General features: G+C 66.4%; 28 protein-coding genes. 13 read left to right on the plus strand and 15 right to left on the minus strand.

The window, feature by feature from the left end:
- Nucleotides 1-49: 49 nt before the first annotated feature.
- From pilQ to ACXJKM_RS02580, 5 genes are read right to left on the minus strand one after another with little or no spacing between them, the layout of a single operon-like run.
- Nucleotides 50-2,266, minus strand: coding sequence for a type IV pilus secretin PilQ (gene pilQ, locus ACXJKM_RS02560; protein WP_457350041.1), 2,217 nt, complete (start codon nucleotides 2,264-2,266; stop codon nucleotides 50-52).
- The gene (locus ACXJKM_RS02565) at nucleotides 2,263-2,787 is read right to left on the minus strand and encodes a pilus assembly protein PilP (protein WP_457325321.1); all 525 of its coding nucleotides are present in this window, start codon (nucleotides 2,785-2,787) and stop codon (nucleotides 2,263-2,265) included. The genes pilQ and ACXJKM_RS02565 overlap by 4 nt, the downstream gene beginning before the upstream one ends.
- On the minus strand, nucleotides 2,784-3,473 hold the full coding sequence (locus ACXJKM_RS02570) for a type IV pilus inner membrane component PilO (protein ID WP_056203289.1): 690 nt from the start codon (nucleotides 3,471-3,473) through the stop codon (nucleotides 2,784-2,786). Before ACXJKM_RS02570 ends, ACXJKM_RS02565 begins: the two co-directional genes overlap by 4 nt.
- Before the next feature lie 6 nt (nucleotides 3,474-3,479).
- Complete coding sequence (locus ACXJKM_RS02575; protein ID WP_056203287.1) at nucleotides 3,480-4,082, minus strand: PilN domain-containing protein; 603 nt, start codon at nucleotides 4,080-4,082, stop codon at nucleotides 3,480-3,482.
- The gene (locus tag ACXJKM_RS02580) at nucleotides 4,079-5,158 is read right to left on the minus strand and encodes a pilus assembly protein PilM (RefSeq protein ID WP_056203284.1); all 1,080 of its coding nucleotides are present in this window, start codon (nucleotides 5,156-5,158) and stop codon (nucleotides 4,079-4,081) included. Before ACXJKM_RS02580 ends, ACXJKM_RS02575 begins: the two co-directional genes overlap by 4 nt.
- Before the next feature lie 284 nt (nucleotides 5,159-5,442).
- Here ACXJKM_RS02580 and ACXJKM_RS02585 point away from each other — a divergent pair, with 284 nt between their 5' ends.
- Entirely contained in the window at nucleotides 5,443-7,836 is a 2,394-nt protein-coding gene (locus ACXJKM_RS02585; protein WP_082532974.1) for a penicillin-binding protein 1A, read from the plus strand.
- Between the two features lie 4 nt (nucleotides 7,837-7,840).
- On the opposite strand, the gene cyaY is transcribed toward ACXJKM_RS02585, so the two are convergent.
- A complete protein-coding gene (gene cyaY / locus ACXJKM_RS02590) occupies nucleotides 7,841-8,173 on the minus strand; it encodes an iron donor protein CyaY (RefSeq protein ID WP_457350044.1) in 333 nt (110 codons plus the stop codon).
- Nucleotides 8,174-8,184: 11 nt separating this feature from the next.
- On the opposite strand from cyaY, the gene lptM reads away from it, so the two are divergent.
- Nucleotides 8,185-8,322 carry an LPS translocon maturation chaperone LptM gene (gene lptM, locus ACXJKM_RS02595; protein ID WP_082532972.1) on the plus strand — a complete coding sequence of 46 codons (138 nt, stop codon included), beginning with the start codon at nucleotides 8,185-8,187 and terminating at the stop codon, nucleotides 8,320-8,322.
- Here lptM and ACXJKM_RS02600 read toward each other — a convergent pair.
- The 6 genes from ACXJKM_RS02600 to ACXJKM_RS02625 all read right to left on the minus strand — a co-directional run bounded on the left by ACXJKM_RS02600 (nucleotide 8,319) and on the right by ACXJKM_RS02625 (nucleotide 14,818).
- Entirely contained in the window at nucleotides 8,319-9,314 is a 996-nt protein-coding gene (locus ACXJKM_RS02600; RefSeq protein WP_457350046.1) for an ABC transporter ATP-binding protein, read from the minus strand. The two genes, lptM and ACXJKM_RS02600, sit on opposite strands and share 4 nt — an antisense overlap.
- Nucleotides 9,311-10,291: an ABC transporter ATP-binding protein gene (locus ACXJKM_RS02605; protein ID WP_056203276.1), complete on the minus strand. Its 981-nt coding sequence runs from the start codon at nucleotides 10,289-10,291 to the stop codon at nucleotides 9,311-9,313. Before ACXJKM_RS02605 ends, ACXJKM_RS02600 begins: the two co-directional genes overlap by 4 nt.
- Nucleotides 10,288-11,232 carry an ABC transporter permease gene (locus ACXJKM_RS02610; protein ID WP_056203273.1) on the minus strand — a complete coding sequence of 315 codons (945 nt, stop codon included), beginning with the start codon at nucleotides 11,230-11,232 and terminating at the stop codon, nucleotides 10,288-10,290. The genes ACXJKM_RS02605 and ACXJKM_RS02610 overlap by 4 nt, the downstream gene beginning before the upstream one ends.
- A gap of 2 nt (nucleotides 11,233-11,234) precedes the next feature.
- A complete protein-coding gene (locus tag ACXJKM_RS02615) occupies nucleotides 11,235-12,212 on the minus strand; it encodes an ABC transporter permease (RefSeq protein ID WP_056203270.1) in 978 nt (325 codons plus the stop codon).
- 174 nt (nucleotides 12,213-12,386) lie between these two features.
- On the minus strand, nucleotides 12,387-13,604 hold the full coding sequence (locus tag ACXJKM_RS02620) for a porin (protein WP_457350408.1): 1,218 nt from the start codon (nucleotides 13,602-13,604) through the stop codon (nucleotides 12,387-12,389).
- 176 nt (nucleotides 13,605-13,780) lie between these two features.
- A complete protein-coding gene (locus ACXJKM_RS02625) occupies nucleotides 13,781-14,818 on the minus strand; it encodes a porin (protein WP_056203264.1) in 1,038 nt (345 codons plus the stop codon).
- Nucleotides 14,819-15,014: 196 nt separating this feature from the next.
- Here ACXJKM_RS02625 and coq7 point away from each other — a divergent pair, with 196 nt between their 5' ends.
- Nucleotides 15,015-15,677, plus strand: a complete 663-nt coding sequence (coq7, locus tag ACXJKM_RS02630) for a 2-polyprenyl-3-methyl-6-methoxy-1,4-benzoquinone monooxygenase (protein WP_056203261.1) — start codon at nucleotides 15,015-15,017, stop codon at nucleotides 15,675-15,677.
- A gap of 11 nt (nucleotides 15,678-15,688) precedes the next feature.
- On the opposite strand, the gene ACXJKM_RS02635 is transcribed toward coq7, so the two are convergent.
- Nucleotides 15,689-16,120, minus strand: a complete 432-nt coding sequence (locus ACXJKM_RS02635) for an OsmC family protein (RefSeq protein WP_056203625.1) — start codon at nucleotides 16,118-16,120, stop codon at nucleotides 15,689-15,691.
- 12 nt (nucleotides 16,121-16,132) lie between these two features.
- A complete protein-coding gene (locus tag ACXJKM_RS02640) occupies nucleotides 16,133-16,312 on the minus strand; it encodes a hypothetical protein (protein WP_157282028.1) in 180 nt (59 codons plus the stop codon).
- 197 nt (nucleotides 16,313-16,509) lie between these two features.
- On the opposite strand from ACXJKM_RS02640, the gene ilvA reads away from it, so the two are divergent.
- Entirely contained in the window at nucleotides 16,510-18,030 is a 1,521-nt protein-coding gene (gene ilvA / locus ACXJKM_RS02645; RefSeq protein ID WP_157282065.1) for a threonine ammonia-lyase, biosynthetic, read from the plus strand.
- Between the two features lie 32 nt (nucleotides 18,031-18,062).
- Nucleotides 18,063-19,136 (plus strand): nicotinate-nucleotide--dimethylbenzimidazole phosphoribosyltransferase, encoded by a 1,074-nt coding sequence (locus ACXJKM_RS02650; RefSeq protein WP_457350050.1) that lies wholly within the window; start codon nucleotides 18,063-18,065, stop codon nucleotides 19,134-19,136.
- 7 nt (nucleotides 19,137-19,143) lie between these two features.
- Here the strand turns inward: ACXJKM_RS02650 and ACXJKM_RS02655 are convergent, their stop codons facing one another.
- The gene (locus tag ACXJKM_RS02655; protein ID WP_457350052.1) at nucleotides 19,144-19,773 is read right to left on the minus strand and encodes a hypothetical protein; all 630 of its coding nucleotides are present in this window, start codon (nucleotides 19,771-19,773) and stop codon (nucleotides 19,144-19,146) included.
- 53 nt (nucleotides 19,774-19,826) lie between these two features.
- Between ACXJKM_RS02655 and gspG the strand changes: the two genes are divergently transcribed.
- The 8 genes from gspG to gspN all read left to right on the plus strand — a co-directional run bounded on the left by gspG (nucleotide 19,827) and on the right by gspN (nucleotide 25,431).
- A complete protein-coding gene (gene gspG / locus ACXJKM_RS02660) occupies nucleotides 19,827-20,261 on the plus strand; it encodes a type II secretion system major pseudopilin GspG (protein ID WP_457322910.1) in 435 nt (144 codons plus the stop codon).
- Entirely contained in the window at nucleotides 20,233-20,700 is a 468-nt protein-coding gene (locus ACXJKM_RS02665; RefSeq protein ID WP_457350054.1) for a pilus assembly FimT family protein, read from the plus strand. The genes gspG and ACXJKM_RS02665 overlap by 29 nt, the downstream gene beginning before the upstream one ends.
- Nucleotides 20,697-21,065, plus strand: a complete 369-nt coding sequence (gspI, locus tag ACXJKM_RS02670) for a type II secretion system minor pseudopilin GspI (RefSeq protein WP_056203235.1) — start codon at nucleotides 20,697-20,699, stop codon at nucleotides 21,063-21,065. Before ACXJKM_RS02665 ends, gspI begins: the two co-directional genes overlap by 4 nt.
- Nucleotides 21,065-21,688, plus strand: a complete 624-nt coding sequence (locus ACXJKM_RS02675; RefSeq protein WP_056203230.1) for a PulJ/GspJ family protein — start codon at nucleotides 21,065-21,067, stop codon at nucleotides 21,686-21,688. Before gspI ends, ACXJKM_RS02675 begins: the two co-directional genes overlap by 1 nt.
- Complete coding sequence (gene gspK / locus ACXJKM_RS02680) at nucleotides 21,685-22,674, plus strand: type II secretion system minor pseudopilin GspK (protein WP_056203228.1); 990 nt, start codon at nucleotides 21,685-21,687, stop codon at nucleotides 22,672-22,674. Before ACXJKM_RS02675 ends, gspK begins: the two co-directional genes overlap by 4 nt.
- 101 nt (nucleotides 22,675-22,775) lie before the next feature.
- On the plus strand, nucleotides 22,776-24,023 hold the full coding sequence (gene gspL, locus ACXJKM_RS02685) for a type II secretion system protein GspL (RefSeq protein ID WP_056203225.1): 1,248 nt from the start codon (nucleotides 22,776-22,778) through the stop codon (nucleotides 24,021-24,023).
- On the plus strand, nucleotides 24,023-24,547 hold the full coding sequence (gspM, locus tag ACXJKM_RS02690; RefSeq protein ID WP_056203222.1) for a type II secretion system protein GspM: 525 nt from the start codon (nucleotides 24,023-24,025) through the stop codon (nucleotides 24,545-24,547). Before gspL ends, gspM begins: the two co-directional genes overlap by 1 nt.
- Nucleotides 24,547-25,431: a type II secretion system protein N gene (gspN, locus tag ACXJKM_RS02695; RefSeq protein WP_457350057.1), complete on the plus strand. Its 885-nt coding sequence runs from the start codon at nucleotides 24,547-24,549 to the stop codon at nucleotides 25,429-25,431. Before gspM ends, gspN begins: the two co-directional genes overlap by 1 nt.

Raw genomic sequence — 25,431 nt, forward strand, 5'->3', positions numbered from 1 at the left:
CTCCCGTGTGTAGCCAGCGCAGCTGACACATCGTCAATTCGGTGAATCCTCAGCGCACCGTTGACCGCTCACTGACCACCTTGGGCGTCAGGAAGATCAACAGCTCGGTCTTCGAGGTCGTGCGGGTCTTGTTCTTGAACAGGTTGCCCAGGAAAGGCACATCGCCCAGCAGCGGTACCTTGTTGACGGTCTCGCCCTCGTCCTGGGTGTAGATGCCGCCGATGACGACCGTACCGCCGTTCTCGACCAGCACCTGCGTCTGAACATGCTTGGTATTGATCGCATAGCCCTGGGGCGTCAAAGTACCGCGGCTGTCCTTGTTGACGTCCACGTTCAGGATGACGCTGCCTTCAGGCGTGATCTGCGGCGTGACCTCCAGCTTGAGGTTGGCCTTGCGGAACTGCACGGAGGTGGCGCCGCTCGCGGTGGCCACCTGATAGGGCAGCTCCTCGCCCTGCTCGATGAGGGCCTTGACCTGGTCGGCCGTGATGACGCGCGGGCTGGACACGACCTTGCCCTTGCCGTCGGATTCAAGCGCCGACAGCTCAAGGTTCAGGAAGCGGTTGGCGGTGGCACTGAACAGCGACAGCGCGACCTGGGTTGCCGTGCCGCCGCTGAACGCGTCGGACGACACGTTCGCCGGCAGGTTGACGAACTGGGTGTTGTTGTAATTGGCCGTGACCCCTTGGTTGGTCTGTGAGCCGATGCCGTTGTAGTTGCCGCCAACGGTCACGTAGTTGCCGCCACCGACGCTATAGCCCGGGATGCCTCCCTGCTGCCCGCGCAGGTCGTTCGCGCCGAGCTTGACGCCCAACGAGCGCCCGAACTTGTCGTTGGCTTCGACGATGCGCGCCTCGATCAGCACCTGGCGCACCGGGATGTCGATCTTGGCAATCATGGCCTGGATCTCTTCGAGCTTGCTCGGCACGTCCGAGACGAAGAGCTGGTTGGTACGAGGCTCGAAGATGACACTGCCGCGCGTCGAAAGAATGCGGGTGCCGGTACCACTGTTGCTGCCGCTGCTACTGCTGCTGCTGCCACCGCTGGAACCGCCACTGCCGGAGGACGTGATGCCCTGACCGGTCAAGCCCCTGGCAAGGTCCTCGGCCTTCACATAGTTGAGCTGGAAGGACTGGGTTCGCAGCGGTTCGAGCTGAGCGATGGCGGCCTTGGCCTCAAGGTCCAGCCTCTCCTTGGTGGCGAGCTCTTCCTTGGGCGCGATCCACAGCACGTTGCCGGACTTCCTCAGGCCCAGGCCCTTGGCCTGCATGATGATGTCCAGCGCTTGATCCCAGGGCACGTCCTTCAGGCGCAGCGTGACGCTGCCGGTCACGGTATCGCTGGTGACGACGTTGAAGTTGGTGAAGTCGGCAATGACCTGCAGCAGTGCCCGGACTTCGATGTTCTGGAAGTTCAGCGACAGCTTGTCACCCGCGTAGCCGGGCCCCTGGGTCAGCTTGTTCGGATCGACCTTCTGCGGCCTGACTTCCAGGACGAACTGGTTGTCGCTCTGGTAGGCGCTGTGTTCCCAGCTGCCCTTGGGTTCGACCAGCATGCGCACCCGATCGCCGACCTGGCTCGTGGTGATGGTTTGCACAGGGGTGCCGAAATCGGTCACGTCGATCTTGCGACGCAGGTTCTCCGGCAGGCTGGAACGCAGGAACTCGACCACCAGGCCATGGCCCTGCTGCTGGATGTCGACGCCGACCTGGTTGCTGGGCAGGTTGACGATGACGCGGCCCGCATCGTCCGCGCCGCGACGGAAGTCGATATCGCGCAGCGGCTGAGGTGCGGCGTTCAGGCTCTGTGCGAAATGGACCGGTTCGCCGGGAGCTTGGGCCTGGGGCAAGGGCTGCGCAGGCGCCGGGTCGAGCACGATGACCAGTGCACTGCCTTCCAGCTTGGCCGTGTAGCCCGATGCATGGCGCAGGTTCAGCACGATGCGGGAGCGTTCGCCCGCCTGCGCCACATTGGCCGAGCGCAGATTTCCCTGGTTGATGTCGATCTGGTTGCGACCGACGCCGTTCGTGACGCCCGGTAGATCGATGGCGATGCGCGGCGGCGCCTGGATCGTGAAGCCGGTCGGCAGGGCCGGCAAGGGCTCGCTCAGTTCGATCCGCACGACCTCCACACCCGCCTGCTGGCTGGTATTGATCGAGCGTATCTGCGTCTGTGCCCAAGCCGCCGGCGCGGCCAGCAACGTGAGTGCGAATCCCACCAACCAGCCACGGCCCATCGACTTATTCTCCTGCGGTGTCTTGTTCATCGTCCCTTCTCCTGTAGCTGGAGGGTACTGGTGCGCTCGATCCACTCGCCCGCAGCGTCCTGGACGACTTCTCGCAACGTGATCTCGGTCTCGCTGATCTTGGTGATGCGGCCGAAGTTCTGGCCGAGGTAGTCCCCGGCCTTGACTTGATACAACAGGTTGTCGACGCGCAACAGCGCGTAGCGACGGTTGTCGCGCGTCAGGCTGCCCACCATGGCCATGCCGTCCAGCGGATAGGCCTCCAGCGGCTCCTTGCGACGGCTGATTTCGGCCGTCAGCAGGGAATTCGGCTGGGCGGCTTCCTGCTTGATCGCGACGCTGAGCTTCTGCGGGCTGTAGGGATCCACGCCGGCCGCTGACTCATACGGCTGGGGCAGGAATTTCTTGGGCGGCAGCAGCGGCGTGACGGTGGTCTTGGCTTCCTTGCGCTCCTGCTCCATCCATTGGCGCAGCTCATCCATGTCGCCGCCACAACCAGCTAGCGGCAGCAGCACGGCGAGGGGCATCAGCAGACGCTTCATTTCTTGCCTCCCGCCGTCTTGGTCGCGGCCTTCTTCTGCTCGGCGACTTCGGTGGCATCCAGGTAGCGATAGGTGCGTGCCGTGGCTTCCATGCTGAGGGGACCGTTCGCGTCGCGCGGGCCGGCGGGTGCCACGACCACGAGGTTGTGCAAGGTGACGATGCGCGACAGATTCGACACGTCGGCCGCAAAGGCGCCGATGTCGTGATAGCGGCCCGACACCTTGACCGCGATCGGCAGCTCGGCGTAATAGTCCTTGATCAGCACCTGGCCGGGCCGGAACAGCTCAAACTGCAGGCCGCGCCCGACGCCCGCGCTGCTGATATCGGACAGCAGGGAATCGATTTCCGCCTTGCCGGGCAACTGCTTTTCAAGCTGGGTCACGTATTCCTCGACCTGGCTCTTCTGCTTGCGCAACTCGGGCAGGTTGACGGCCTGGCCCAGCTTGTTGTGATAGTCCTGGCGCAGCTGCGGTTCGCGGTCCCGTTCTGCCTCCAGGCCCGCCTGTACGTCGGACAGCACGAAGACATAGCCGGCGATGGCAACGGCCAGCATCACGACCAGCGAGGCTGCGAGCTTGGGCAGCAGCGGCCACTGGCCGGGCTCCTTGGGATTGAGGCCCTGGAACTGGCTCGCGACATCGGCGAACCAGGCGTTCAGGTCGAACTTGGATGTGGAGGTGGCCATGGGCGATCAGCTCTTCTTCGGCGCTGCGGCACCCGGCGCAGCCTCGCGCGGCGGGGTCTTGATCGAGACCTTCATCGAGAAGTCCAGCAGGCGCCGCTGGTCACGCGTGTTGGTCGTGACATTGGCCAGCTTGACTTCGATGAGATCGGGCTTCTCCAGCCATTCCGAGCTGCGCGACACGTTGCGCAGGAATTCGGACACGCGCTCGTTCGTCTGGGCAATGCCGCTGATGGTGACGAGCTTGGCGTCCTGCTTGATGGCCGTCAGATAGATGCCTTCGGGCGCGAGCCGGGCCAGATCATTGAGCAGTTGCACAGGCGTGTTGCGATCGGTCTGCAGGTCCTCGACGGCACGCTGGCGTGCCTTCAGCGACTCGATTTCGGCCTTCAGATCGGCGATGTCCTTGATCTGGGCCTCCAGCCGCGCAATCTCGCTCTGGATGTACTGGTTGTGCGACTGCTGCTCCGCAGTCAGGAACTGCAGCATCAAGTAGGCCGCCACCACCAGGCCGGCGCCGACCAGGCCAGCAAAGCCCAGGCCGGCGAAGAAGGCAGCCTTGCGCCGCTTGCGCCGCTCTTCGCGATACGGCAGCAGGTTGATCAGGATCACTGGAAGAACCTCCGCATCGCGAGGCCGCAGGCGGTCAGATAGGACGGCGCCTCACGACGCAGCTTGGGCTCGCGCACGGCCGAGCCCATGGCCATGTTCTCGAAGGGATTGACCACCATGCAGGCGAAGCCCGTCAGGTCCGTCACTCGCTCCTTCAGACCGGGCAGAGTGGCCGTGCCGCCGGCCAGCATCACGTAGTGCACCTTGTGATGCGGCGTGCTGGTGAAGAAATACTGCAGCGCCCGACCGATTTCCTGAGACAGGCTGTCGACGAAGGGGTTGAGCACGCTGCTCTCGTAATCCTCGGGCAGTTCGTTGGCGAGCTTCTTCTGCTCGGCCTCTTCGAAGGAGAAACCGTACTGCCTTGAGATGAGCTGTGTCAGCTGGGATCCGCCAAAAGACTGGTCCCGGTCGTAAAGCAGCTCGTCGTCGCGCAGCACCTTGAGGCTGGTGGTGTCGGCGCCGATCTCGAACAGCGCAACGAGCGCATCCTTGCCTTCATTGGGCAGGGCAGCGATCAAGCGGCCCATGGCCATGCGCGAGGCGTGGGACTCAATGTCCAGCACCACGGGACGCAGGCCTGCCGCTTCAGCTAGGCCCTGGCGGTCCTGCACGCGATCCTTGCGCGAGGCGGCGATCAGCACCTCGACATCGCCCACCGACGTGGGGCTGGGGCCGATGACGCAGAAGTCCAGGCTGACCTCGTCCAGCGAGAACGGGATGTACTGGTTGGCCTCGGCCTCGACCTGCAATTCGAGTTCTTCCTCGCGCAAGCCGGCGGGCAACATGATCTTCTTGGTGATGACGGCCGACTGCGGCATGGCCAGGGCGGCGTCGCGGGTCCTGCTGCCGCTGCGCGCAACGACACGGCGGACCGCGTCGGCTACCTCGTCGAACTTCTCGATCTGGCCGTCAGCAATCCAGCCCTTCTCGAAGGGCTCGCTGGCAAAACGCTCGAGCACGAATTCACCGCTCTTGGTCTGGCTCAGCTCCACCAGCTTGACGCTGGATGAACTGATATCCAGGCCAATCAGGGGGGGGTGCTTGCGACCCAAAAGTGCGTCAAGTATTCCCATGCCCTTTGTTCCCGACACGCGAGTTACGTATCGGACTATTAATAAGTTACTTGAATGCTAGCAGCAAAGCCGTTGACGCCGAACGGAAATTCGGCGCGAGCTGGTAACGCCACGTTGCTAAACATACACGATTCAACCAACTTGCAAGCTACTGAAAAACACATGTGAAGCGGTCGTTTGGCACACGGTTTGATGCGTGCGCGGGTATACAAGGATGCCGAGGCGGCGCTTCCTATAATCCGCCGCCTCCTCCCAACGCGCCCGCGGGCGCGCCCCGCCGGCTCATGATCGACAAGCCCCGCTCTGCTGCACCCAGTCCTTCGCCCGCCGGCACACCCACCTCCCGTCCCCTCTCCGGCCTGAGCTCCCGCCTCGGTCGCTGGGCCTTGTGGGCTCTGGGCGTCGTGGCAGGCGGCATCGCGGCCGTGTGCCTGCTGCTGGCCTTGGGTCTGGCCCTGGCCTATCCCAACCTGCCCGACATCAGTGGTCTGACGGACTATCGACCCAAGCTGCCCATGCGCGTGCTGTCCACTGACGGTGTGCTGCTGGGCGAGTTTGGCGAGGAGCGCCGCAACTACCTGCCAATCCGCGAGATTCCCAAGGTCATGCAGGAGGCCGTGCTGGCTATCGAGGACGCACGCTTCTATCAGCATGGCGGCGTCGACTACCTGGGCATCATCCGCGCGGGCCTGGCCAATGTGGGCGAGTCGCGCAGCCAGGGCGCATCGACCATCACGATGCAGGTGGCGCGCAACTTCTACCTTTCCACGGAAAAGACCTTCACGCGCAAGATCTACGAGATTCTGCTGGCGCTGAAGATCGAGTCGGCGCTGTCCAAGGAAAAGATCCTCGAGATCTACATGAACCAGATCTTCCTGGGCCACCGCGCGCATGGCTTCGCGGCAGCCAGCGAGATCTACTTCGGCAAGACGTTGGACAAGCTCAGCATCGCCGAGGCTGCGATGCTGGCCGGCCTGCCCAAGGCGCCGTCGGCCTACAACCCCATCAACAACCCGCGCCGCGCGAACATCCGTCAGCAATACATCATCGAGCGGATGTATGAGACGGGCTACATCACCGAGGAGCAGCGTGATGAGGCCAAGGCCGAGAAGCTGCGCATCCGCCCGGTGCAGGAGTCGGTATCGCATGCCGAGTTCGTCGCCGAGGCGGCGCGCCAGCTGATCTTCAGCCAGTATGGCGACGAAGCCTATTCGCGAGGGCTGAACGTCTATCTGACGCTGAACAGCGCCGAGCAGAACACGGCCTACCGCGCGCTGCGCCGTGGCATCCTCGACTACGAGAAGCGCCAGGTCTACCGCGGCCCCGAGGCCTATGCCGATCTGCCGAGCGACGCCAAGGAACTGGACGCGCGCATCGCGCTGGTGCTGGCCGACCACCCTGCCAATGACGAGCTGCTTGCCGCCGTCGTGCTGGAGGCCGATCCCAAGAAGGTGACGGCGGTGCTGCAAAGCGGCGACGTGATCGCCATCATCGGCGAAGGTCTCAAGCCTGCCACCTCCGGCCTGTCCGACAAGGGCAATCCCAAGACCCGCATCCGCCGAGGCGCCGTCATCCGCGTCGTCAAGGGCGCCAAGCAGAAGGACGGCGGCGAGTGGACCGTCACCCAACTGCCCGAGGTCGAGGGCGCCTTCGTGTCCCTGGACCCGAAGACCGGCCAGGTGCACGCCATGGTCGGCGGCTTCGACTACAACAAGAACAAGTTCAACCATGTGACCCAGGCCTGGCGTCAACCGGGTTCGAGCTTCAAGCCCTTCATCTACTCGGCGGCGCTGGAGAAGGGCTTCACGCCGGCCACCATCGTCAACGATGCGCCGCTGTTCTTCGACGCTGGCACGACCGGCAGCCAGCCCTGGGAGCCCAAGAACTACGACGGCAAGTTCGAAGGCCCGATGCCGCTGCGCACGGCGCTGGCCAAATCCAAGAACATGGTCTCCATTCGCGTGCTGCACTCCATCGGCGTGCGCTACGCGCAGGACTGGATCACGCGCTTCGGCTTCGAGGCCGAGAAGCACCCTGCCTATCTGACCATGGCCCTGGGCGCCGGCTCGGTGACGCCCATGCAGATGGCCCAGGGCTATGCGGTGTTCGCCAACGGCGGCTATCGCGTCAGCCCGCAGCTCATCGCCAGGATCACCGACAACAAGGGCCGGTTGCTCTACGAAGCCCTGCCCGTCACGCTGACCGACGACACCCGCGCCATCGAGCCACGCAACGCCTTCCTGATGAGCAGCCTGCTGCAGGAGGTCACGCGCAGCGGCACCGCAGCCCGCGCCCAGGCGACGCTGAAGCGTCCCGACATCTATGGCAAGACCGGCACGACCAATGATTCGATGGATGCCTGGTTCGCCGGCTACCAGAAGGATCTCGTCGCCATCGTCTGGATTGGCTATGACCAGCCGCGCAAGCTCGGCGACCGCGAGACGGGCGGAGGCTTGAGCCTGCCGGTCTGGATCGAGTACATGGGCTTTGCGCTGAAGAACAAGCCCGTCGACGAAATCACGCCGCCGGAAGGCATCGTCAACGTCAATGGCGAGTGGTTCTACGAGGAATACACAACCGGCAACGGCGTGCGTGAACTGTCCAGCGAACCCGCGGCGGTACCTGGCGCGGCGACCGAGGACGAAAAGAAGTCCATCCTGGACCTCTTCAAGAGATAGCGGCTCAGGCGCTGAACTTCAGCGCCTGGCCGGCTTGCTCGCTTGCGCAGCGCGACAGGCGCGCGAGGAATTCCTGGTCTTCGCGGTCCACCCATTGCGAGCCGTCCCACTTGAAGTGATAGCCGCCCGAGCGCGCCGCAAGCCAGATCTCCTGCAGCGGGGGCTGGGTGTTCAGCACGATCTTGCTGCCTCCGGGCATGCTCAGCTCCAGCAGGCCACCGGTGCGATGGGTGTCGATGTCCACCACGTCGGCCTCGAGCCAGGCATCGATCTGCTCCTCGATGCGAGCGAGCAGGGCGTGGGCCTTGGCGTGGTAATCGGCGTCGGACAGGGGCATAAACTGGGCGGATGAAGAAGACTGCCGCCAGTTTAGGTGTCCTGCTGATCACCCTTACCGCCCTCATGGGTTGTGGGCAGAAGGGGCCGCTGACCCTGCCCAAGCCGGCCGGCGCGGCCTCTGCTCCGGCGTCTGGCCCTGCGCGCTAGTCCCGGCCTTCTTCCACCGCGTGGCAGGCCACGCGCACGCCCTTGATCTCCAGCAGCGCCGGCCGCTCGGCCTTGCAGCGCACATTGGCCAGCGGGCAGCGTGGGTGGAAACTGCAGCCGCTCGGCGGATTCAGCGGGTTGGGCACCTCGCCCTGCACCGGCGTGCGGGCGCGGCCAGTCATGTGGATGTCGGGAATCGCGTCCAGCAGCATGCGCGTGTAGGGATGGCGCGGCCGCGCGAACAGCTCGGCCTTGTCGGCCACTTCGACCAGGCGGCCGAGGTACATGACGCCGACCTGGTCGGCCACATGGCGAACCACAGCCAGGTTGTGCGAGATGAAGAGGTAGGTCAGGCCGCGTTCGCGCTGAAGATCCTTCATGATGTTGAGGACCTGAGCCTGCACGGACACGTCCAGCGCCGACGTCGGCTCATCGCAGACAAGGAATTCGGGTTGCGTCGCGAGCGCACGGGCGATGGAGATGCGCTGACGCTGGCCGCCGGAGAACTGGTGCGGGAATTTCTCGGCATCGGCCGGATTCAAGCCGACCGAGCTGAGCAGCTCACCGACGCGCTGCCTGGCCTCCGCGTCGCTTGGGATCAGGCCGTGCTCGCGCAGTGGCTCGGCGACGATATCCAGCACCTTCCAGCGCGGGTTCAACGACGCATAGGGATCCTGGAAGATCATCTGCATGCGCCGGCGCAGCTTCAGGGCGCCGGCACCGGCCAGCGTCTTGGCGATGTCCTCGCCGTCGAAGCTGACCGCGCCGCGCGTCGTCGCGTACAGCCCAACCAGCAGGCGTGCGACCGTGCTCTTGCCGCAGCCACTCTCGCCGACGAGAGCCAGCGTCTTGCCGCGCTCGATGCTGAAGGACACGCCGTCCACCGCATGCACAAAAGCCCTGGGCTTGCGCTCGACGACGCGGTTCAGCCAGGGGGGTGAAACGTCAAAGATCTTGGCAAGGTCCCGTACCTCGACGAGGGGCGTGCTCATCGCGGCACCTCCACGGTGACAGGCCGCCAGCATGCCGCAGTCGTCGCGCCAACCTGGACCAGTTCGGGCCGCTCGGCACGGCAACGCTCGACAACGCGAGGGCAGCGCGGGTTGAAGGCGCATCCCGGTGGGATCGCAGTGAGGCGCGGCATCGAGCCATCGATCTGCAGCAGGCGTTCGCGATCCTCGTCCATCGCCGGGATGGACCCCATCAGCCCGACGGTATAGGGGTGGGCCGGGTGGTGGATGACGTCGGCCACCGGGCCGATCTCGGCGATGCGGCCGGCGTACATGACGGCGACGCGGTCGCAGGTTTCGGCGATGACGCCCATGTCGTGAGTGACCAGCATGACGGCCGCGCCCTGCTCGCGGCAGACCTTCCTCAGCAGCGCAATGATCTGCGCCTGGATTGAGACGTCCAGCGCCGTGGTCGGCTCGTCGGCGACGATGAGCTTGGGGTTGGCCGCCAGGGCCAGCGCGATGACGACACGCTGGCGCATGCCGCCGGAAAACTGGTGCGGGAAGTGATCGACCCGAGCCTCGGGCGCCGGAATGCCGGTGGACGCCAGCAGTTCGACGGCCCGGGCCCGGGCCTGGGCGGCGCTCAAATCAAGGTGGGTCGTGATCGTCTCGGTGAGTTGCCGGCCAACTGTGTAGAGCGGATTCAGCGACGTCAGCGGATCCTGGAAGACAGCGCCGATCTCCTTGCCGCGGATACGGCGCATCTGCTCGTAAGGCAGGTTGTCGATGCGCCGGCCCGCGAGCCTGATCTCGCCGGCGGCGATGCGGCCCGGCGGGTCCAGCAGGCCAATGATGGCCGCACCGGTCAGCGACTTGCCGGCGCCGGATTCGCCGACGACGCCAAGGATCTCACCGGGAGCGATCGAGAAAGAGATGTCGTCCAGCGCCAACAACGTGCCGCGGCGGGTCGGGAACTCCACCCGCAGGTGGCTGACTTCAAGCAAAGGGACAGTCATCGCAGACGGGGGTTGAGCGCGTCACGCAGCCAGTCGCCCAGCAGGTTCACACTGAGCGTGATCAGCACCAGCGTCAGGCTGGGCCAGGCGGTGATCCACCATTCGCCCGAGAACAGGTAGTCATTGCCATTGCGGATCAGCGTACCCAGGGACGGGCTGGTCGCCGGCACGCCGACGCCGAGAAAGGACAGGGTCGCCTCGGTAATGATGGCCGACGCGATCTGGATGGTGGCCAACACCAGCACCGGCCCGAGCACATTGGGCAGCACATGGCGACGCATGATGCGCAGCGAGCCGACGCCGATGACGCGAGCGGCCTGCACGTACTCCTTGTTGCGCTCCACCAGCGTCGAGCCGCGCACGGTGCGTGCGTACTGCACCCAGCCCGTCAGCGCAATCGCCAGCACGAGGACGACGAAGGCCAGCATGTCGGGAGCGTGCGGGAAGAGGCTGCGGCCGACGCCGCTGATCATCAGCGCGACGAGGATGGACGGGAAGGACAGCATCACATCGCAGATGCGCATGATGAAGGCGTCCGTGCGGCCGCCAACGAAGCCCGCCAGCAGGCCCAGGCTGACGCCGATCAGGATGGACAGCAGCACCGAGGCGATGCCGACGAGCAGCGAGATGCGCGCGCCGTACATCAGCGCGGACAGAATGTCGCGGCCCTGGCCGTCCGTGCCGAGCCGGTACCTGGCTTCGCCGCCATCGACCCAGGCCGGCGGCTTGAGCGAGTCCATCAGTTCCAGCGTCGCCAGGTCGAAAGGGTTGTGCGGCGCCACAAGCTCCGCAAACAGCGCGCAGACAAGGCAGACCAGCGCAATGGCGGCGGCCAGCATCGCGACCGGCGAGTTCCGAAAGGAATGCCAGACGTCGCCGTCGAAGAAGCCGCGCAGCGCGGATGCCGACGGGGTGGAGTTGGGATTGGCGTCGACTGCCATGGTCAATGTGCTTTGCCCTCAACGCGCAGGCGCGGATCGACGGCGAAATAGAGGAGGTCAACGCCCAGATTGATGACGACGAAGATCAGCGAGATCAGGCAGAGATAGGCGGCCATCACGGGGATGTCGGCGAACTGCACGGCCTGGATGAAGAGCAGGCCCATGCCGGGCCACTGGAAGACCTGCTCGGTGATGATGGCAAAGGCAATCAATGAGCCGAGTTGCAGGCCGGTGATCGTGATGACGGGCACCAGCGTGTTCTTCAATGCATGGCCGAAATAGACGCTGCGGTCCGTCAGGCCGCGGGCGCGGGCAAAGCGGATGTAGTCGGTGCGCAGCACCTCCAGCATCTCGGCGCGCACGAGCCGCATGATCAGCGTCAGTTGGAAGGCCGACAGCGTGAAGGCCGGCAAGACGAGGTGCAGCAGGCCGTCGCGCGTCAGCAGGCCCGAGGTCCACGCTCCCAGGGCAACGACTTCGCCGCGGCCGAAGCTCGGCAGCCATTTGAGTTCGACCGCGAAGATCCAGATCAGCACGATGCCGATGACGAAATTGGGCAGGCTGACACCGAACAGCGTGCCCGTCATCAGCAGTTGCGCGCTTGCCTTGCCGCGGCGCAGCGCCGCATAGACGCCCAGCGGGATGCCCAGGCCGAGCGCAATCAGGCCGGCGACGAGAGCGAGCTCCAGCGTCGCCGGGAAGCGCTCGACGATGAGGCTTGAAACCTTGCGGCCCTGGCGCAGGCTGATGCCGAATTCGCCCTGGGCCGCGTTGACCGCGAAGCGCGCGAATTGCACGGGAAAGGGCTGATCCAGGCCCAGATCCTTGCGCAAGGCGATGCGCTGCTCCTCGGTCGCATCCTGGCCCAGCAGATTCGTGACCGGGTCGCCCACGTACTGAAACAGCATGAAGGCGATGAAGGCGACCGTCAGCATGACGACGAGAGCCTGGACAAGGCGGCGAAGGATGAAGACCAGCATGAAGACTTTGAAGCGAGCGCGTCTTTGCGCGGCGCGAAGGCGGGATCATGGCGAAGTGCGGGGGCCGGGGCTTCCCGGGAAAGCCCTAGCTCCGCGAGCCTGAGCCGCCAATGAAAACGGGCCGCTTTCGCGGCCCGTCGAGACGCCTCGCGAGGCCGAAGCCCCGCATCGGCATCAGAAGCGGTGACGCAGACCGACCATCGCGCCGCCACGCTTGCCAGCGCCGTTCAGGAACAGCACCTCGCCCTTGAGCTTGGTGTAGTCCATTTCCAGGTAGGCGTCGGTGCGCTTGGAGAACGCGTAGTCGAGGACGACGGCGAAGAAGTTAGCCTTGGACTTGGTGTTGGCGTTCGTCGAGAAACCGCCAGGCGCCGCTGCAAAGGCCGCACTGAACGGGCCCAGGTTCTGGACCGTGCCGTAGTGCGTTTGTTCGGTCAGCCAGGCATTCGCGCCGATGTTCAGCTGAGGCGTCAACTGATAGGTCGCGCCGAACATGATCATGGTGCGCTTCTTGATGTCAGCCGCATCGCCATTGAAGATGTTCGCGCCCAAGATACCGCCGGTATAGGCTGTACGCGTCGCCAGGGCGATATTGGCCGGGCCGCCGGCGGCGGTCGAGGCCGCGAAAGCTGCGGGGCTGCTCAGGCTCAACAGCGTGAAGGGGTTTTCGAACTTGTTCTCGCCCCACGACGCATGCAGGTAGAGCGGGCCATTCGTGTACGAGCCGCCGAGGACGGTCGCCTTGATCTTCTTGCCGGTCTGCTCGGTCGCCTGCAGATATGCGGCGCCCGCGCCGAACTTACCATCGTTGTAGCGAACCAAGCCGCCGACGGTCTTGTTCGGGAAAGCCGCGGCAGCGCCCGATTGACCTTCACCGGCGCTCACCTGGACTTCGGCATAGAAGCTGCCAAACTGGGCCAGGTACTTGACCATGTTGTCCTGACGCGCGGCCATGGACATGCCGATTTCGGGCTTGTACGCCTCGATATACGGCGAGTAGCGGAAGGATGCGAAGGTCGACGTGTAGACGTCGAACAGGATGTTGTATTGACGGCCGAGGCGGATCTGGCCCAGGTCACTGGACTGCAGGCCAACCCAGGCTTGACGCCAGAAATCGGAAGTAGAGGCGGCAGCGCCGGTATCCGAACTGAGGCGATGCTCCATGTTCACCAGAGCCTTGAGACCGCCGCCCATGTCTTCCACGACATTCACGCCCAGACGGCTTTGCGACATGCCGCCAGGGATCAACTGCTTTGGTGCAGCTCCAGGATTGACGTTGGTGGTGTAACGCGCGGCAGCGTCCACGATGCCGTACAGGGTCACGGTGGACTGGGCCCAAGCGGAAGAGGTGCAAGCGGCCAGAGCGGCAACTGCCAGAGTGGCTTTTTTCATCAAGGTTGTCTCCTGCGAAGAAAAGTGAACTTTTTGATTCTCAGTGATGCGCCCTGCCATAACGCGAGCTCTGTTGTTGATTTCCCACAGCAATTCCCCTGTCCCGCATGGGACAAAAGAAAAGCCGCCCGAAGGCGGCTTGGCTGATTTCGCTGCGGCCGAGAGGCCGCTCGACATCAGAAGCTGTGACGAACGCCGACGTCGTAGCCGGTGGACTTCAGGCCGTTGGAGGTCGCTGCAGGAGCGCCGCCGACGGCGAAGCGCGCAGCGCCACTGTTCTTCAGCTGCGAGAACGTCGTGTACAGCGCGGTACGCTTGGACAGGTTGTAGATGTAGCCAGCCGCGAACAGCTTCGCATCGCCGATGGCGGTGTAGCCCGCGACGGCCGTCTCGGCGCCAGCATTGGCCTTGGCGTCCGTGAATGAGGCCCACAGTTGACCCTGGCCAAGCGGTGCCGTCACGGCAGCCGTCAGGATCTGCTGCTTGCGCGACAGGTACTTGGACTCCGTGTAGGACAGGGACGGGCGAATCACGCCGAAGTCGTAGGCTGCACCGATCGAGGTCAGCTTGAACTTGCTGCTGTCACCCGCGTTGGACGTGCTGGCATAGGCGCCCGACACGTGCAGGGGACCCTGCTTATAGCCCAGACGAACGGACTGGCCCTTGTTCGTGTCCACGCCTTCACCAGCCGAGATGTCCACACCGCCGTAGAAGCCGCCGAGATTGGCCGGCAGGGAATACGAGACGAGGTTGTCAGCACGGCCGAAAGACGTACCGTTGCCGCTGCCCAGGTTGCTGTACAGCACGCTGACGCTGCCCAGGCCGGTGAATGCGGACGGGTCGAAGTCTTCGACGTGCAGGCGCGAGACGGTCTTGTTGCGGCCGAGGCGCACTTCACCGAAGTCGCCGCTCAGGCTGACCGTGGCGCGGCGACCCCAGAAGGCGCTACCGCCACCAGCGACACCGGTGTCGGTATCGACTTGGGATTCCAGCCAGAAGCCAGCCTTCAGGCCGCCGCCCAGATCTTCGGTGCCACGCACGCCGAAACGGCTGGTGTTCAGACCGCTGGAGTCCAACTTCTTCACCGTGAGACCGCCGGTCTTGACGTACTTCAGGTCGGCATCAATGACGCCAAACAGAGTGACGGACGATTGCGCGACGGCAGCGCCGCCGGTCAGACCGAGGACGGCCAAGGCAATCAGAGCTTTCTTCATTCGATACTCCTAGGTATTCATCCGAGTCGCCGAGCGAACAGGCCACAGCGACTTACCTCCTATGAGGAAGTGCGCGTATTCCACTACAGGTTTGAGATGCTGGGGAATTCACGGATATGAAATTATGTGTTGTCGTTGCCGATCCACAACGCCGCCCCAGATTCACCATTTCTTCATCGAAACATTGCTTAACTGAATGCAACCTCGAGCAAGCAATTCACATCGTCGTGATCTGGACTTTCGGGACAGGTTGATCAGCGCGCTCGACGCCGGGCTTCGCACCGTGTTCGTGCCCACCCGCGCCACCCGCCAGTCGCCGTCGGCGGCCCAGTCGCCGGTCGAGTTGGATGCGGCAGACCAGCAGCACGCGGCAGCGCTGATGCGCGTCAATCACGTCGGTGAAATCTGCGCCCAGGCGCTTTACCAGTCACAGGCGCTGTTCAGCCGCAACGAGCAGCTGCGGCGGCACTTCGAACAAGCCGCCCAGGAAGAACTGGATCACCTCGCCTGGACGGCCGACCGGATCGCCGAACTGGATGGCCATACCAGCCACCTCGCGCCGCTCTGGTGGGCCGGTGCCTTCGCCTGGGGCAGCCTGGCTGGGCTGGCCGGCGATCAATGGAGCCTTGGCTTCGTCGTCGAAACGGAGCGCCAGGTCGAAGCCCACTTGGCCTCGCATCTTCAACGCCTGCCTGAGGCCGACGCGCCATCCCGCGCCATCGTCGACCAAATGCGGCGCGAGGAAGCCGAGCATGCCGACGCGGCCGTTGCCGCCGGCGCGCGGCCATTGCCCGCGCCCATTGCGGAGCTGATGCGCGCGGCAGCCAAGGTCATGACGACCGTGGCTCACCACATCTGATCAGACCTGGCTCAAACTTCAGTGACCTCGAAAGAGGTACTGATGGCCGAGGTCTTGGCCAGCATGGCTGTCGCCGAACAGTATTTCTCGTGCGACAGCGCCACTGCGCGCTCGACGATCTCAGGCTTCAGCCCCTTGCCGCTGACGATGAAGTGAAAGTGGATGGCTGTGAAGACCTTGGGATCGCTGGTGGCGCGCTCGGCCTTCAGCGTCACCTTGCAGCCACGCACATCATGGCGGCCGCGTTTGAGGATGAGCACCACGTCATAGGCCGTGCAGCCGCCCGTACCCGCCAGCACGGTTTCCATGGGCCGCGGCGCCAGGTTGCGCCCGCCACCGTCCGGCGCGCCGTCCATGCTCAGCACATGACCGCTGCCGGTCTCGGCCACGAAGCTCATGCCACTCGGGCCCTCAGGACCCAGCCAACTGACGGTGCATTCCATGGTCATCTAGAGTCAAAGCTCCAATTCGTTCACGAAAAATATTGCAGCGCAGCATAACTCGGCGCTAAACTGCCACTCAAGCGAAAACGTTTTCGCACCGATTGTCTCCTCCACCGCCTCCATGGTGGATTCAACCCGAGCTTGCAAAAGCTCGGGTTTTTTTTCGCCGAAGGCAGGCAAGCGGCGCCCCATGAGGGTCTCCCCTATCATGCGGCGCCGCAACAAGACATCATGGAGAGACGATGAGCCCCGCCCGGCCGCCCGTAGGGGCTCAACTCCCGCCCGGCGGGACAGCGCGCAGCGCGAAGGGTGCCGCAGGGACCTCTCCCTCGCGCCGACGCCAGCCCCCCGCCAAGGCGCCGTCCAGCACGTCATCTCAGGTGCCCGCGATGCTGCCGCCCGGCAGCAGCTATCTGCAGCGAATCCTGAACGCCCGGGTCTACGAAGTCGCCCGCGAGACCCATCTCCACGCCGCCGCCAAGCTATCCAAGCGTCTGTCCAACAAGGTCTGGCTCAAGCGCGAGGACGAGCAGGACGTCTTCAGCTTCAAGCTGCGCGGTGCCTATAACAAGATGGCGCATCTGTCGGCCGAACAACGCGCGGCCGGCGTCATCTGCGCTTCGGCAGGCAACCACGCCCAGGGCGTGGCGCTGTCGGCGAAAAAGCTCGGCTGCCGCGCCGTCATCGTGATGCCGGTGACCACGCCCCAGGTCAAGGTCGAGGCAGTGCGCGGCCACGGCGGCGAAGTCGTGCTGTTCGGCGAGAGCTTCACCGACGCCTATGGTCACGCCAAGGAACTGGAGAGCGCGCAAGGCCTGACCTTCGTCCACCCCTTTGACGACCCCGACGTCATCGCCGGCCAGGGCACCATCGCCATGGAGCTGCTGCGCCAGCATCCCGGCCCCATCGACGCGATCTTCGTCGCCATCGGCGGCGGCGGCCTCATCTCCGGCGTTGCTGCCTACGTCAAAGCGCTGCGTCCGGAGATCAAGATCATCGGCGTACAGACCACCGACTCTGACGCCATGCTGCGCTCGGTGAAGGCCGGCAAGCGCGTGACGCTCAGTGACGTCGGCCTGTTCGCCGACGGTACCGCCGTCAAGCTGGTGGGCGAGGAAACCTTCCGCATCGCTCGCGAGCTGGTTGACGACTACATCGTCGTCGACACCGACGCCGTTTGCGCGGCCATCAAGGATGTCTTCGAGGACACGCGTTCCATTCTTGAGCCCTCAGGGGCGATGAGCGTCGCCGCCGTCAAGCAATACGCCGCGACGACTGGCGCCAAGGGCGAAACGCTGGTCGCCATCACCTGCGGCGCCAACATGAACTTCGACCGCCTGCGCTTCGTCGCCGAGCGGGCCGAGGTCGGCGAGCACCGCGAGGCGTTGTTTGCCGTCACCATCCCCGAGGCGCGCGGCAGCTTCAAGCGCTTCTGCGAGTTGCTCGGCCCGCGCAGCGTCACCGAGTTCAACTACCGCATCGCCGGCGCGGACGTCGCCCATATCTTCGTCGGTATCGCCATCTCCAAGCCCGACGACGCTGCCAAGCTGGCCCGCACCTTCAGCAAGGCCGGCTTCGAGACGCTGGACCTGACCAACGACGAGCTCGCGAAGCAGCACATCCGCCACATGGTGGGTGGGCGCAGCGAACTGGCGCGCGACGAGCGCCTCTATCGCTTCGTCTTTCCAGAACGGCCGGGCGCACTGATGCGCTTCCTGTCCAGCATGCACCCCGACTGGAACATCAGCCTTTTCCACTACCGCAACCAGGGTGCGGATTACGGCCGCATCCTTGTCGGCATCCAGGTTCCCAGGGGCGATGCGGCGGCTTTGCGAGAGTTCCTCAACGGCTTGAACTACCCCTTCGAAGACGAAACCTCCAATCCGGTCTATCGCTTGTTCCTCGGTTGAGTTGAAATGCGGGGTCTGACAACGCCTGCGCCATGACCGTTGCCCAACAGTCGCTGATCTCCCCCACCGCCAATCCCGAGCTGGAAAAAGCCCTGCGTGACCGCGTCGATCGACGCTCGGCCATCGCTGGCGGCCTCGGCGAACTGGAACCACTGGCCGTCCGCCTCGGGCTCGTGCAGAACAGCCTGACGCCGCGCTTTCGCGACCCGGTGCTCGGTCTTTTCGCTTCCGATCACGGCATCGTCGTCGACGGCGTCGGCGCCCAATGGGGCCGTGCCACCAGGGACCAGGTGCAGATGGCCCTGCATGCCCAGTTGCCGGTGTCAGTCTTTGCCCGGCTGCAGGGCCTGCACCTGACCGTCGTCGACTGCGGCGTCGCCGAGAACCTGCCCCCTCACGCCCGGCTGCTGGCGCGCAAGGTCGCCCATGGCACGCGCAACGCGCGCACCGCGCATGCGATGAGCGTCGAGCAGGCCCACGCCGGCGTGCGCGTCGGCATGGAGATCGCCGACAACCTGCCCGGCAATGTGCTGGCCTGCGCCTCCATGGGCCAGGGCTCGCCCGAATGCGCCGCCCTGGTGCTGGCGCGGCTGTCCGACCAACCGGTGCGCGACTTCATCGTCTCTGGCCCGACCATGCGCCAGGACGATCTCGTCCATCTGCTCGACGTGCTGCAAGGCGCCCTGGCCCGCCATCGCGACGCCAAGGACCCCATGGACATCATCGCGGCCTTCGGTGGCCACGAGATCGCCGTCATGGTTGGCGCCATGCTCGTCGCGGCCAGCAAGCGCAGCCTCATCATCGTGGACGGCATCGCCGCCTGCGCAGCCCTCAAGCTCGCGTCGCTGATCTGCGCGCCGGTGACCGACTACGCGGTGTTCTGCCGCAGCCATGTGCACCGCGGCCTGGATGAAGCGCTGGCCCTGTTCCATGCCTCCGCCTTGCTTGAACTGGGCATGGACAGCGCCGACGGCACCGGCGCGGCCCTGGCCTGGCCGATGATCCGCGCCGCCGCCGCTCTGCTGACCGATCTGCACGAGGTCGCCGAAGCCCGCGTCGCGGCCCGCCCCGACCCCGGCGCCCACGTCCCGACGCTGGGCGCCTAACGCCAGGTCAGCGCTGCTGCTCCTCGCGCGTCGGCGGCGAGGCCTGATTTGCCGGCGCCGCGCCATAGGTGGCCGGCACGGGCGGCGGCGCATTGCCGCGCCGCGGCAGGCCCTGTGCGTTGGGCGCGGCATTGGGATTGCCATTCGGATTGCCGCCCAGCACCACCGGAGATGGCGCAGCCGGCGGCAGCGCGCCCGTGGCCGCAGCGGCCGGCGGGCTGATCTGCAAGACCTGGCTTGGCGCCTGGCCGATGCGGCCCAGGCTGGCGCTGCGCACGTCCACGCGCAGCAGGCGCAACTCGCCGTCGACCACTGCGCCGACGCGCACCGTGCGCGCCACGCCGTCCACCTCGATCAGCGCGACGCCCTCGCCGGCCTCGGCCGCCTTCGCGTTCTTGGGCGCAACGACACCCAGCAGGCGCAGCCGCGTCGATACCGCGACCTCGGGCTCGGGCACCGCCTCGGGCGCCGTCACGCCGAGCAGCCGGCTCAGGTCGACCGCGCCGCCGCGCCCCTCACCGGCCGGCAGCACCGAAGCCGGCATGGCCAGCGGCCGTGCGAGCAGTTGCAGGCTCCAGTAAGCCACCGAGCCGCCGAGCAGCAGCCACACCGTAAACGCCATCGTTCGAGCAAGCATGGCCCATTATGATGGCCCGCTCACCGCAGCTCAGCGCTTCCACGCCCCCAGACATGCGTCGCTCCTCCCTCACCGGCTCCGTTGCCCGCGGCTTCACGCTGATCGAACTGTTGGTCGTGCTCGTCATCATCGGCGTGCTCGCGGCCCTCGTCGTGCCCAACGTGCTGGACCGCGCCGAAGACGCTCGCGTCACCGCCGCCCGCACCGACGTCAACAACCTGATGCAGGCGCTCAAGATCTACAAGCTGGACAACCAGCGCTATCCGAGCTCAGAGCAGGGCCTGGACGCCCTCGTGCACAAGCCCACGGCCGGCAACCCGCCGCCGAACTGGAAGCCCTATCTCGACAAGCTGCCCAACGACCCCTGGGGCCACCCCTACCAGTACGCCAATCCCGGCGTGAAGGGCGAGGTTGATATCTATAGCTTTGGCGCCGACGGCCGCGCCGGCGGCGAGGGCCGTGACGCGGACATCGGTTCCTGGCAGTAAGTCCAGGGGCTTCACGCTCATCGAGCTGCTGGTCGTCGTCGCACTGATCGCGATCACCAGCGCCACGATCACGCTGGCGCTGCGCGACCCCGCCGAGCTGCAGCTGCAGCGCGAAGCCCAGCGCCTGGCCGCACTGCTGGAGACGGCGCGCGCCGAGAGCCGCGCGTCGGGCCTGGACGTGCGCTGGATCCCCAAGGGCATCAAGACCGGTGACGACTTCCGCTTCGAAGGCCTGCCCCGCACCATCCAGCTGCCGACGCGCTGGCTCGGCGAGCCGGTGGCCGTGCTGATCGAGAACGCGACCGCCACCAACCCTGGCCTGAGGCTCGGCCCCGAACCCGTCATCCCCGCCCAGCGCCTGCGCCTGCAGCTCGGCAGCCAGCAACTCGTGCTGGCCACCGACGGCCTGGCCGCCTTCGACATCGTCACGCCGCAATGAATCCCGTGCATGACCAGCGCGGCTTCACGTTGATCGAGGTCCTCGTCGCCCTGGTCATCGTCGCCATTGCGCTGGGCGCCGGCATCAAGGCTGCCGGGGCATTGACCAACAACGCCGAGCGCCTGGCCCAGGTCAGCGCTGGCCAATGGTGCGCCGAGAACCTGTTGACCGAATTGCGCTTGACCCAGCAGTTTCCCGACATCGGCGAATCGCCCTTCAGCTGCGAGCAGCTCGGCCGCAGCTATGGCGGCAAGCTCAGGGTCAGCCCGACGCCCAACCCACTGTTCCGCCGCGTCGACGCCGACGTCACCGACGACCAGGGCCGCCCCGTGCTCAGCCTGAGCACCATCATGGGCAAGTTCTGATGAAGGTGCGCGGCTTCACCCTCGTCGAGGTGCTCGTCGCCCTGGTCGTCATGGCGACCATGGCGGCCATGGCTTGGCGCGGCATCGACGCCCTCGTGAGAAGCCGCGAGATCGCCCAGGCCCACCTGGCCCAGACCGCCCGGCTGCAGACCGTGCTGGCGCAGTGGGAGGTCGACCTGCACGCCTTGCAGGACAGCCACAGCACCGTGCAACCCATCGCTTTCGACGGCGGCAACCTCGTGCTGACCCGCCAGGCGCCGACCGGTTTGCAGGTCGTCGTCTGGACCCTGCGCGAAGGCAGCCTATGGCGATGGGAAAGCCCGGCGCAGCGTACCGTGCAGGACCTCGAAGACCAGCGCCAGCGCGGCCTGCAGCAACTGGACCAGCGCAACCCGGCCCTACGCGCATTCGACGGCGTGGCCGGCTGGCAGTTCTATTGCTACTGGGGCAATGCCTGGAGCAACTGCCAGTCCACCGGCGGCAACGGCAACGACAACGCCGGCCCCGTCAACCCCAAGACGCCGACCCAGCCGCCCGCCGGCCTGCGCGTGGCCATGCAGTTCGCCGAGGGCAGCGGCCTGACTGGCACGCTGACGCGCGAGCTGGAAGTGACCGTTCGATGAAGACTCGTCAGAGCGGCGCCGCCTTGCTGACGGCCATGATCATCGTCACGCTGATTGCCAGCCTCGCCGCCGGCATGGTCTGGCAGCAGTACCGCGCAGTGCAGATCGAAGCCGCCGACCGCGCCCGCGCGCAGAGCGCCTGGATCCTGCAGGGCGCGCTGGACTGGGCCCGTCTGATCCTGAAAGAGGACGCCCGAGGCAACAGCCAGCAGCGGAAGAAGATCGACCACCTCGGCGAGCCCTGGGCCGTGCCGCTGGCCGAGGCGCGGCTGTCCACCTTCCTGGCTGCCGACCGAACGGCGGCCAGCGACGACGACGGCCCCGAGGCCTTCCTGTCCGGCACCATCGAGGACGCGCAGAGCCGCTACAACCTGCGCGCACTGCTCGGCGGTGCAAAGGTGCCGGAGTTGGAGCAGCGCGTGCTGGAGCGGCTGTGCAGCCAGGTCAACGCGGCGCCCGGCGCGGCTGCCGTCATCGTCACCGGCCTGCGGAGCGCTTTCCCGGCGCCGGCCAGCGCCGCCAGCGGGCCCGGCGCGCCTGCGAGCGATGCGGCCATCAGCGAGTCCGGCCCCCTGCAGCCGGCCGGCCTGGACCAGCTCGCCTGGCTGGGCCTGGACGCCGACACCCTCAAGCGCCTGCAGCCCTATGTGGTGCTGCTGCCCAAGCCCACGCCGGTCAACTTGAACACCGCGCCGCGCGAAGTCATCGCAGCGCTGTTCGAGGGCGTCGACCTCGCCTCGGCCGAGCGCCTGGTGCAGGGCCGCAAGGCCCAGCCGCTACAGAACGTCGACGATGCCAAGAATTTCCTGCCCGCCGCTGTCGACCTCAGCGGCAACCGGGCGTCGGTGGATTCGTCCTACTTCATCGTCACCGGCCGGCTGCGCCTTGACGAGCGTCAGCTCGAACAGCGCTCGCTGATCTTTCGCAACAACCTGAGCATGGACGTCCTCGCCCGCGAGCGCATCAACCAGCTGCTGGATCAGTGATTCCTTGAACTCGAACCCGGCTACAGACTTTCACCGGCGGCTTGGCGCCCGGGCCGGGAAGGCAGCCGCCCCTCCTAGAATGCGCCGCCCCTGATCTCCCAATGAGCACCCTGCTGCTGTTCCTGCCCCCACGGACGCGCCTGCGCGCCCTGGGCAAAGCCGCGTCCGCCGCGGCCGAGCTGCCGCGCGCCAACGCGGTGCGCGAGTACGACTACGCACTGACGCCGGATGGCCGCCAGATCACCGCCGAGGGCCGTGCCGCGCCGGGTGGCCTGCCGGCGGCGGACAGCGTCATCGCCGTCGTCAACGAGTCCGATGTGGCCTGGCGTCGCGTCGAACTGCCGCGCGCCGGCCGCCAGATGCGCGCTGCCCTCGCCGGCAAGCTTGAGGAGGCCCTGCTCGACGAGCCCGACACCCTGCACTTTGCGGTCGAGCCCGACGCCCTGGGCGGCGACACGGCCTGGATCGCCGTCACGTCCCGCCCCTGGCTGGCCGAGCATCTGGCCCAGCTCGAAGCGGCCCATATCTTCATCGATCGCGTCGCACCGCTGTCCTGGCCCGACGAATTGCCGCGCGGCCATTTCTTTGAAGCCAATGGCGCCGGCGTCGCCCTGCGCTGGAGCCATGTCGACGGCGTCGCCACCCTGCCGCTGGAAGGCGGCCTGGCGCGCCAGCTCTTCCCGCCTGGCCTAGTGCATGCCGCGCAGTGGACGGCCACGCCAGCTGTGGCGACAGTGGCCGAGCGCTGGCTGGGCACGACGGTCACTGTGCAGACGCCGACGCAGCGGGGGCTGGCCGTCGTCGACAACGCCTGGGATTTCCGCCAGTTCGACCTCGCGCCCCGCGCCCGTGGCGTGCGCGCCCTGCGCCTTCTCAGCCGCGGGCTGATGCGCAAGCCCTGGCAGCCGGTGCGCTACGGCCTCGCCGGCCTGGCCATCGTTCAGCTGCTGGGCCTCAACCTGTGGGCCTGGCACCAGCATCGCGAGGTGGCGGCGCGACGCGAGGCGGTCACGACAACGCTGACCGGCGCTTTCCCGCAGGTGCGTGCCATCCTCGACGCGCCGGTGCAGATGCAAAAGCAGCTCGACCTGCTGCGCGCCAGCGCCGGCAGCGTCGGCGAGCAGGACCTCGAAGCCCTGCTCGCGGCCGCTGCCATGGCCTGGCCGGCCGACCGCCCGCCGACTGATGCGCTGGCCTTCGAGCCCGGCCGCCTCACGGTGTCGGCACAGGGCTGGGCCCAGCCCCAGATCGACAATTTCCGCAATCAGCTGCGCAGCGAAGGCTGGCAGCTGGACGCCAGCGAGGGCAAGCTGACCATCAGCCGCACCAACGCGCAAGGACGCCCCTGATGGCCCGCTTCAATTCCAGCGCCGGCGACGGCCTCTCCGCCCAACTCGGCCAGGCCAAGGCCCAGGCGCTCGCGCACTGGCAAGCCCTGGGCGAACGCGAACGCTTAGCCGTGGGTGCCATCGGCCTGCTGCTCGGCCTGCTGCTGGCCTGGAGCGTGCTGCTCGCGCCGGCCCTGCGAACGCTGAAGACAGCGCCCACCGAACTGGACCGGCTGGAGCTGCAACTGCAGCAGATGCAGGCCCAGGCCCAGGAGGCCCAGGCGCTGCGCGCGGCGCCGCCGGTGCCGCCCGACCAGGCCCAGGCCGCATTGAAGGCCTCCGTCGAACACCTGGGCGCCGCAGCCCGCCTGAACCTGACGGGCGACCGCGCCGTCGTCACGCTCACCGGCGTCGCACCCGAGCTGCTGCAGGGCTGGCTGGGCGAGGTGCGCTCGGCCGCGCGGGCCCGGCCCGTCGAAGCTCAGTTGACGCGCGGCCCCAAGGGCTATGCCGGCACGCTGGTGCTGAGCCTGGGAGGCGCCTGATGGCCTTGTTCAAGAAGCGCAGCGGCCACACGACGCAGCAAATGTCGGACTCGGTGCTGGGCAGCGGCAGCTATGGCGGCCGTGCGGTGCGCCACCGCACGCCCCGGCGCTGGGCCGTGGGCGGCGCCCTGATCGGCATCCTCGCCGCGCTCATCGTCTTTGCGCCGGCGAGCTGGCTGGCACGCGCGCTGGCCTCGGCCAGCAACGACCACCTGCTCATCGTTGACACGCGCGGCAGCGTCTGGAATGGCTCAGGCGTGCTGGTGCTGACCGGCGGCAGCGGCAGCCGTGATGCCTCGGCCCTGCCCGGCCGGCTGTACTGGCGCATGGCCGTCAAAGGCCTGGGCCTGCAGCTCGCGGCGCGCCAGGACTGCTGCATCAACGGCGACCTGCTGCTGGGCGTCAAGCCGGGCCTGGGCCGCATGGAGATCAGCGTCGACAACCAGACCGACTGGCTGGCCCGCCTGCCCGCCGGCCTGCTGGCGGGCCTGGGCACGCCGTGGAACACGCTGCAGTTGGGTGGCTCGCTGCGCCTGTCGGCCCGCGAGCTGAGGCTCGAATCGGTGCAGGGCCGCTGGCGCCAGTTCGGCGAGCTGCAGTTGGACCTGCTCAACCTGTCCTCGCGCGTGTCCACGGTTGCGCCACTGGGCAGCTACCGTTTCACCGTGACGGCCGACACCGCCAATCCCGGCGTCAGCACGCTGCGCCTGTCCACGCTGGAGGGCGCACTGCAGCTTTCGGGCGTCGGCACACTGAACAGCGGTGGTAAGAGCCGCTTCACTGGTGAGGCCGGCGCCGCGCCGGGCCGCGAGGAAGCGCTGAACAATTTGCTGAACATCATCGGGCGCCGCCAAGGGGCCCGCTCCGTCCTGACGATCGGATGA

The organism is Roseateles sp. P5_D6 (assembly GCF_054049415.1).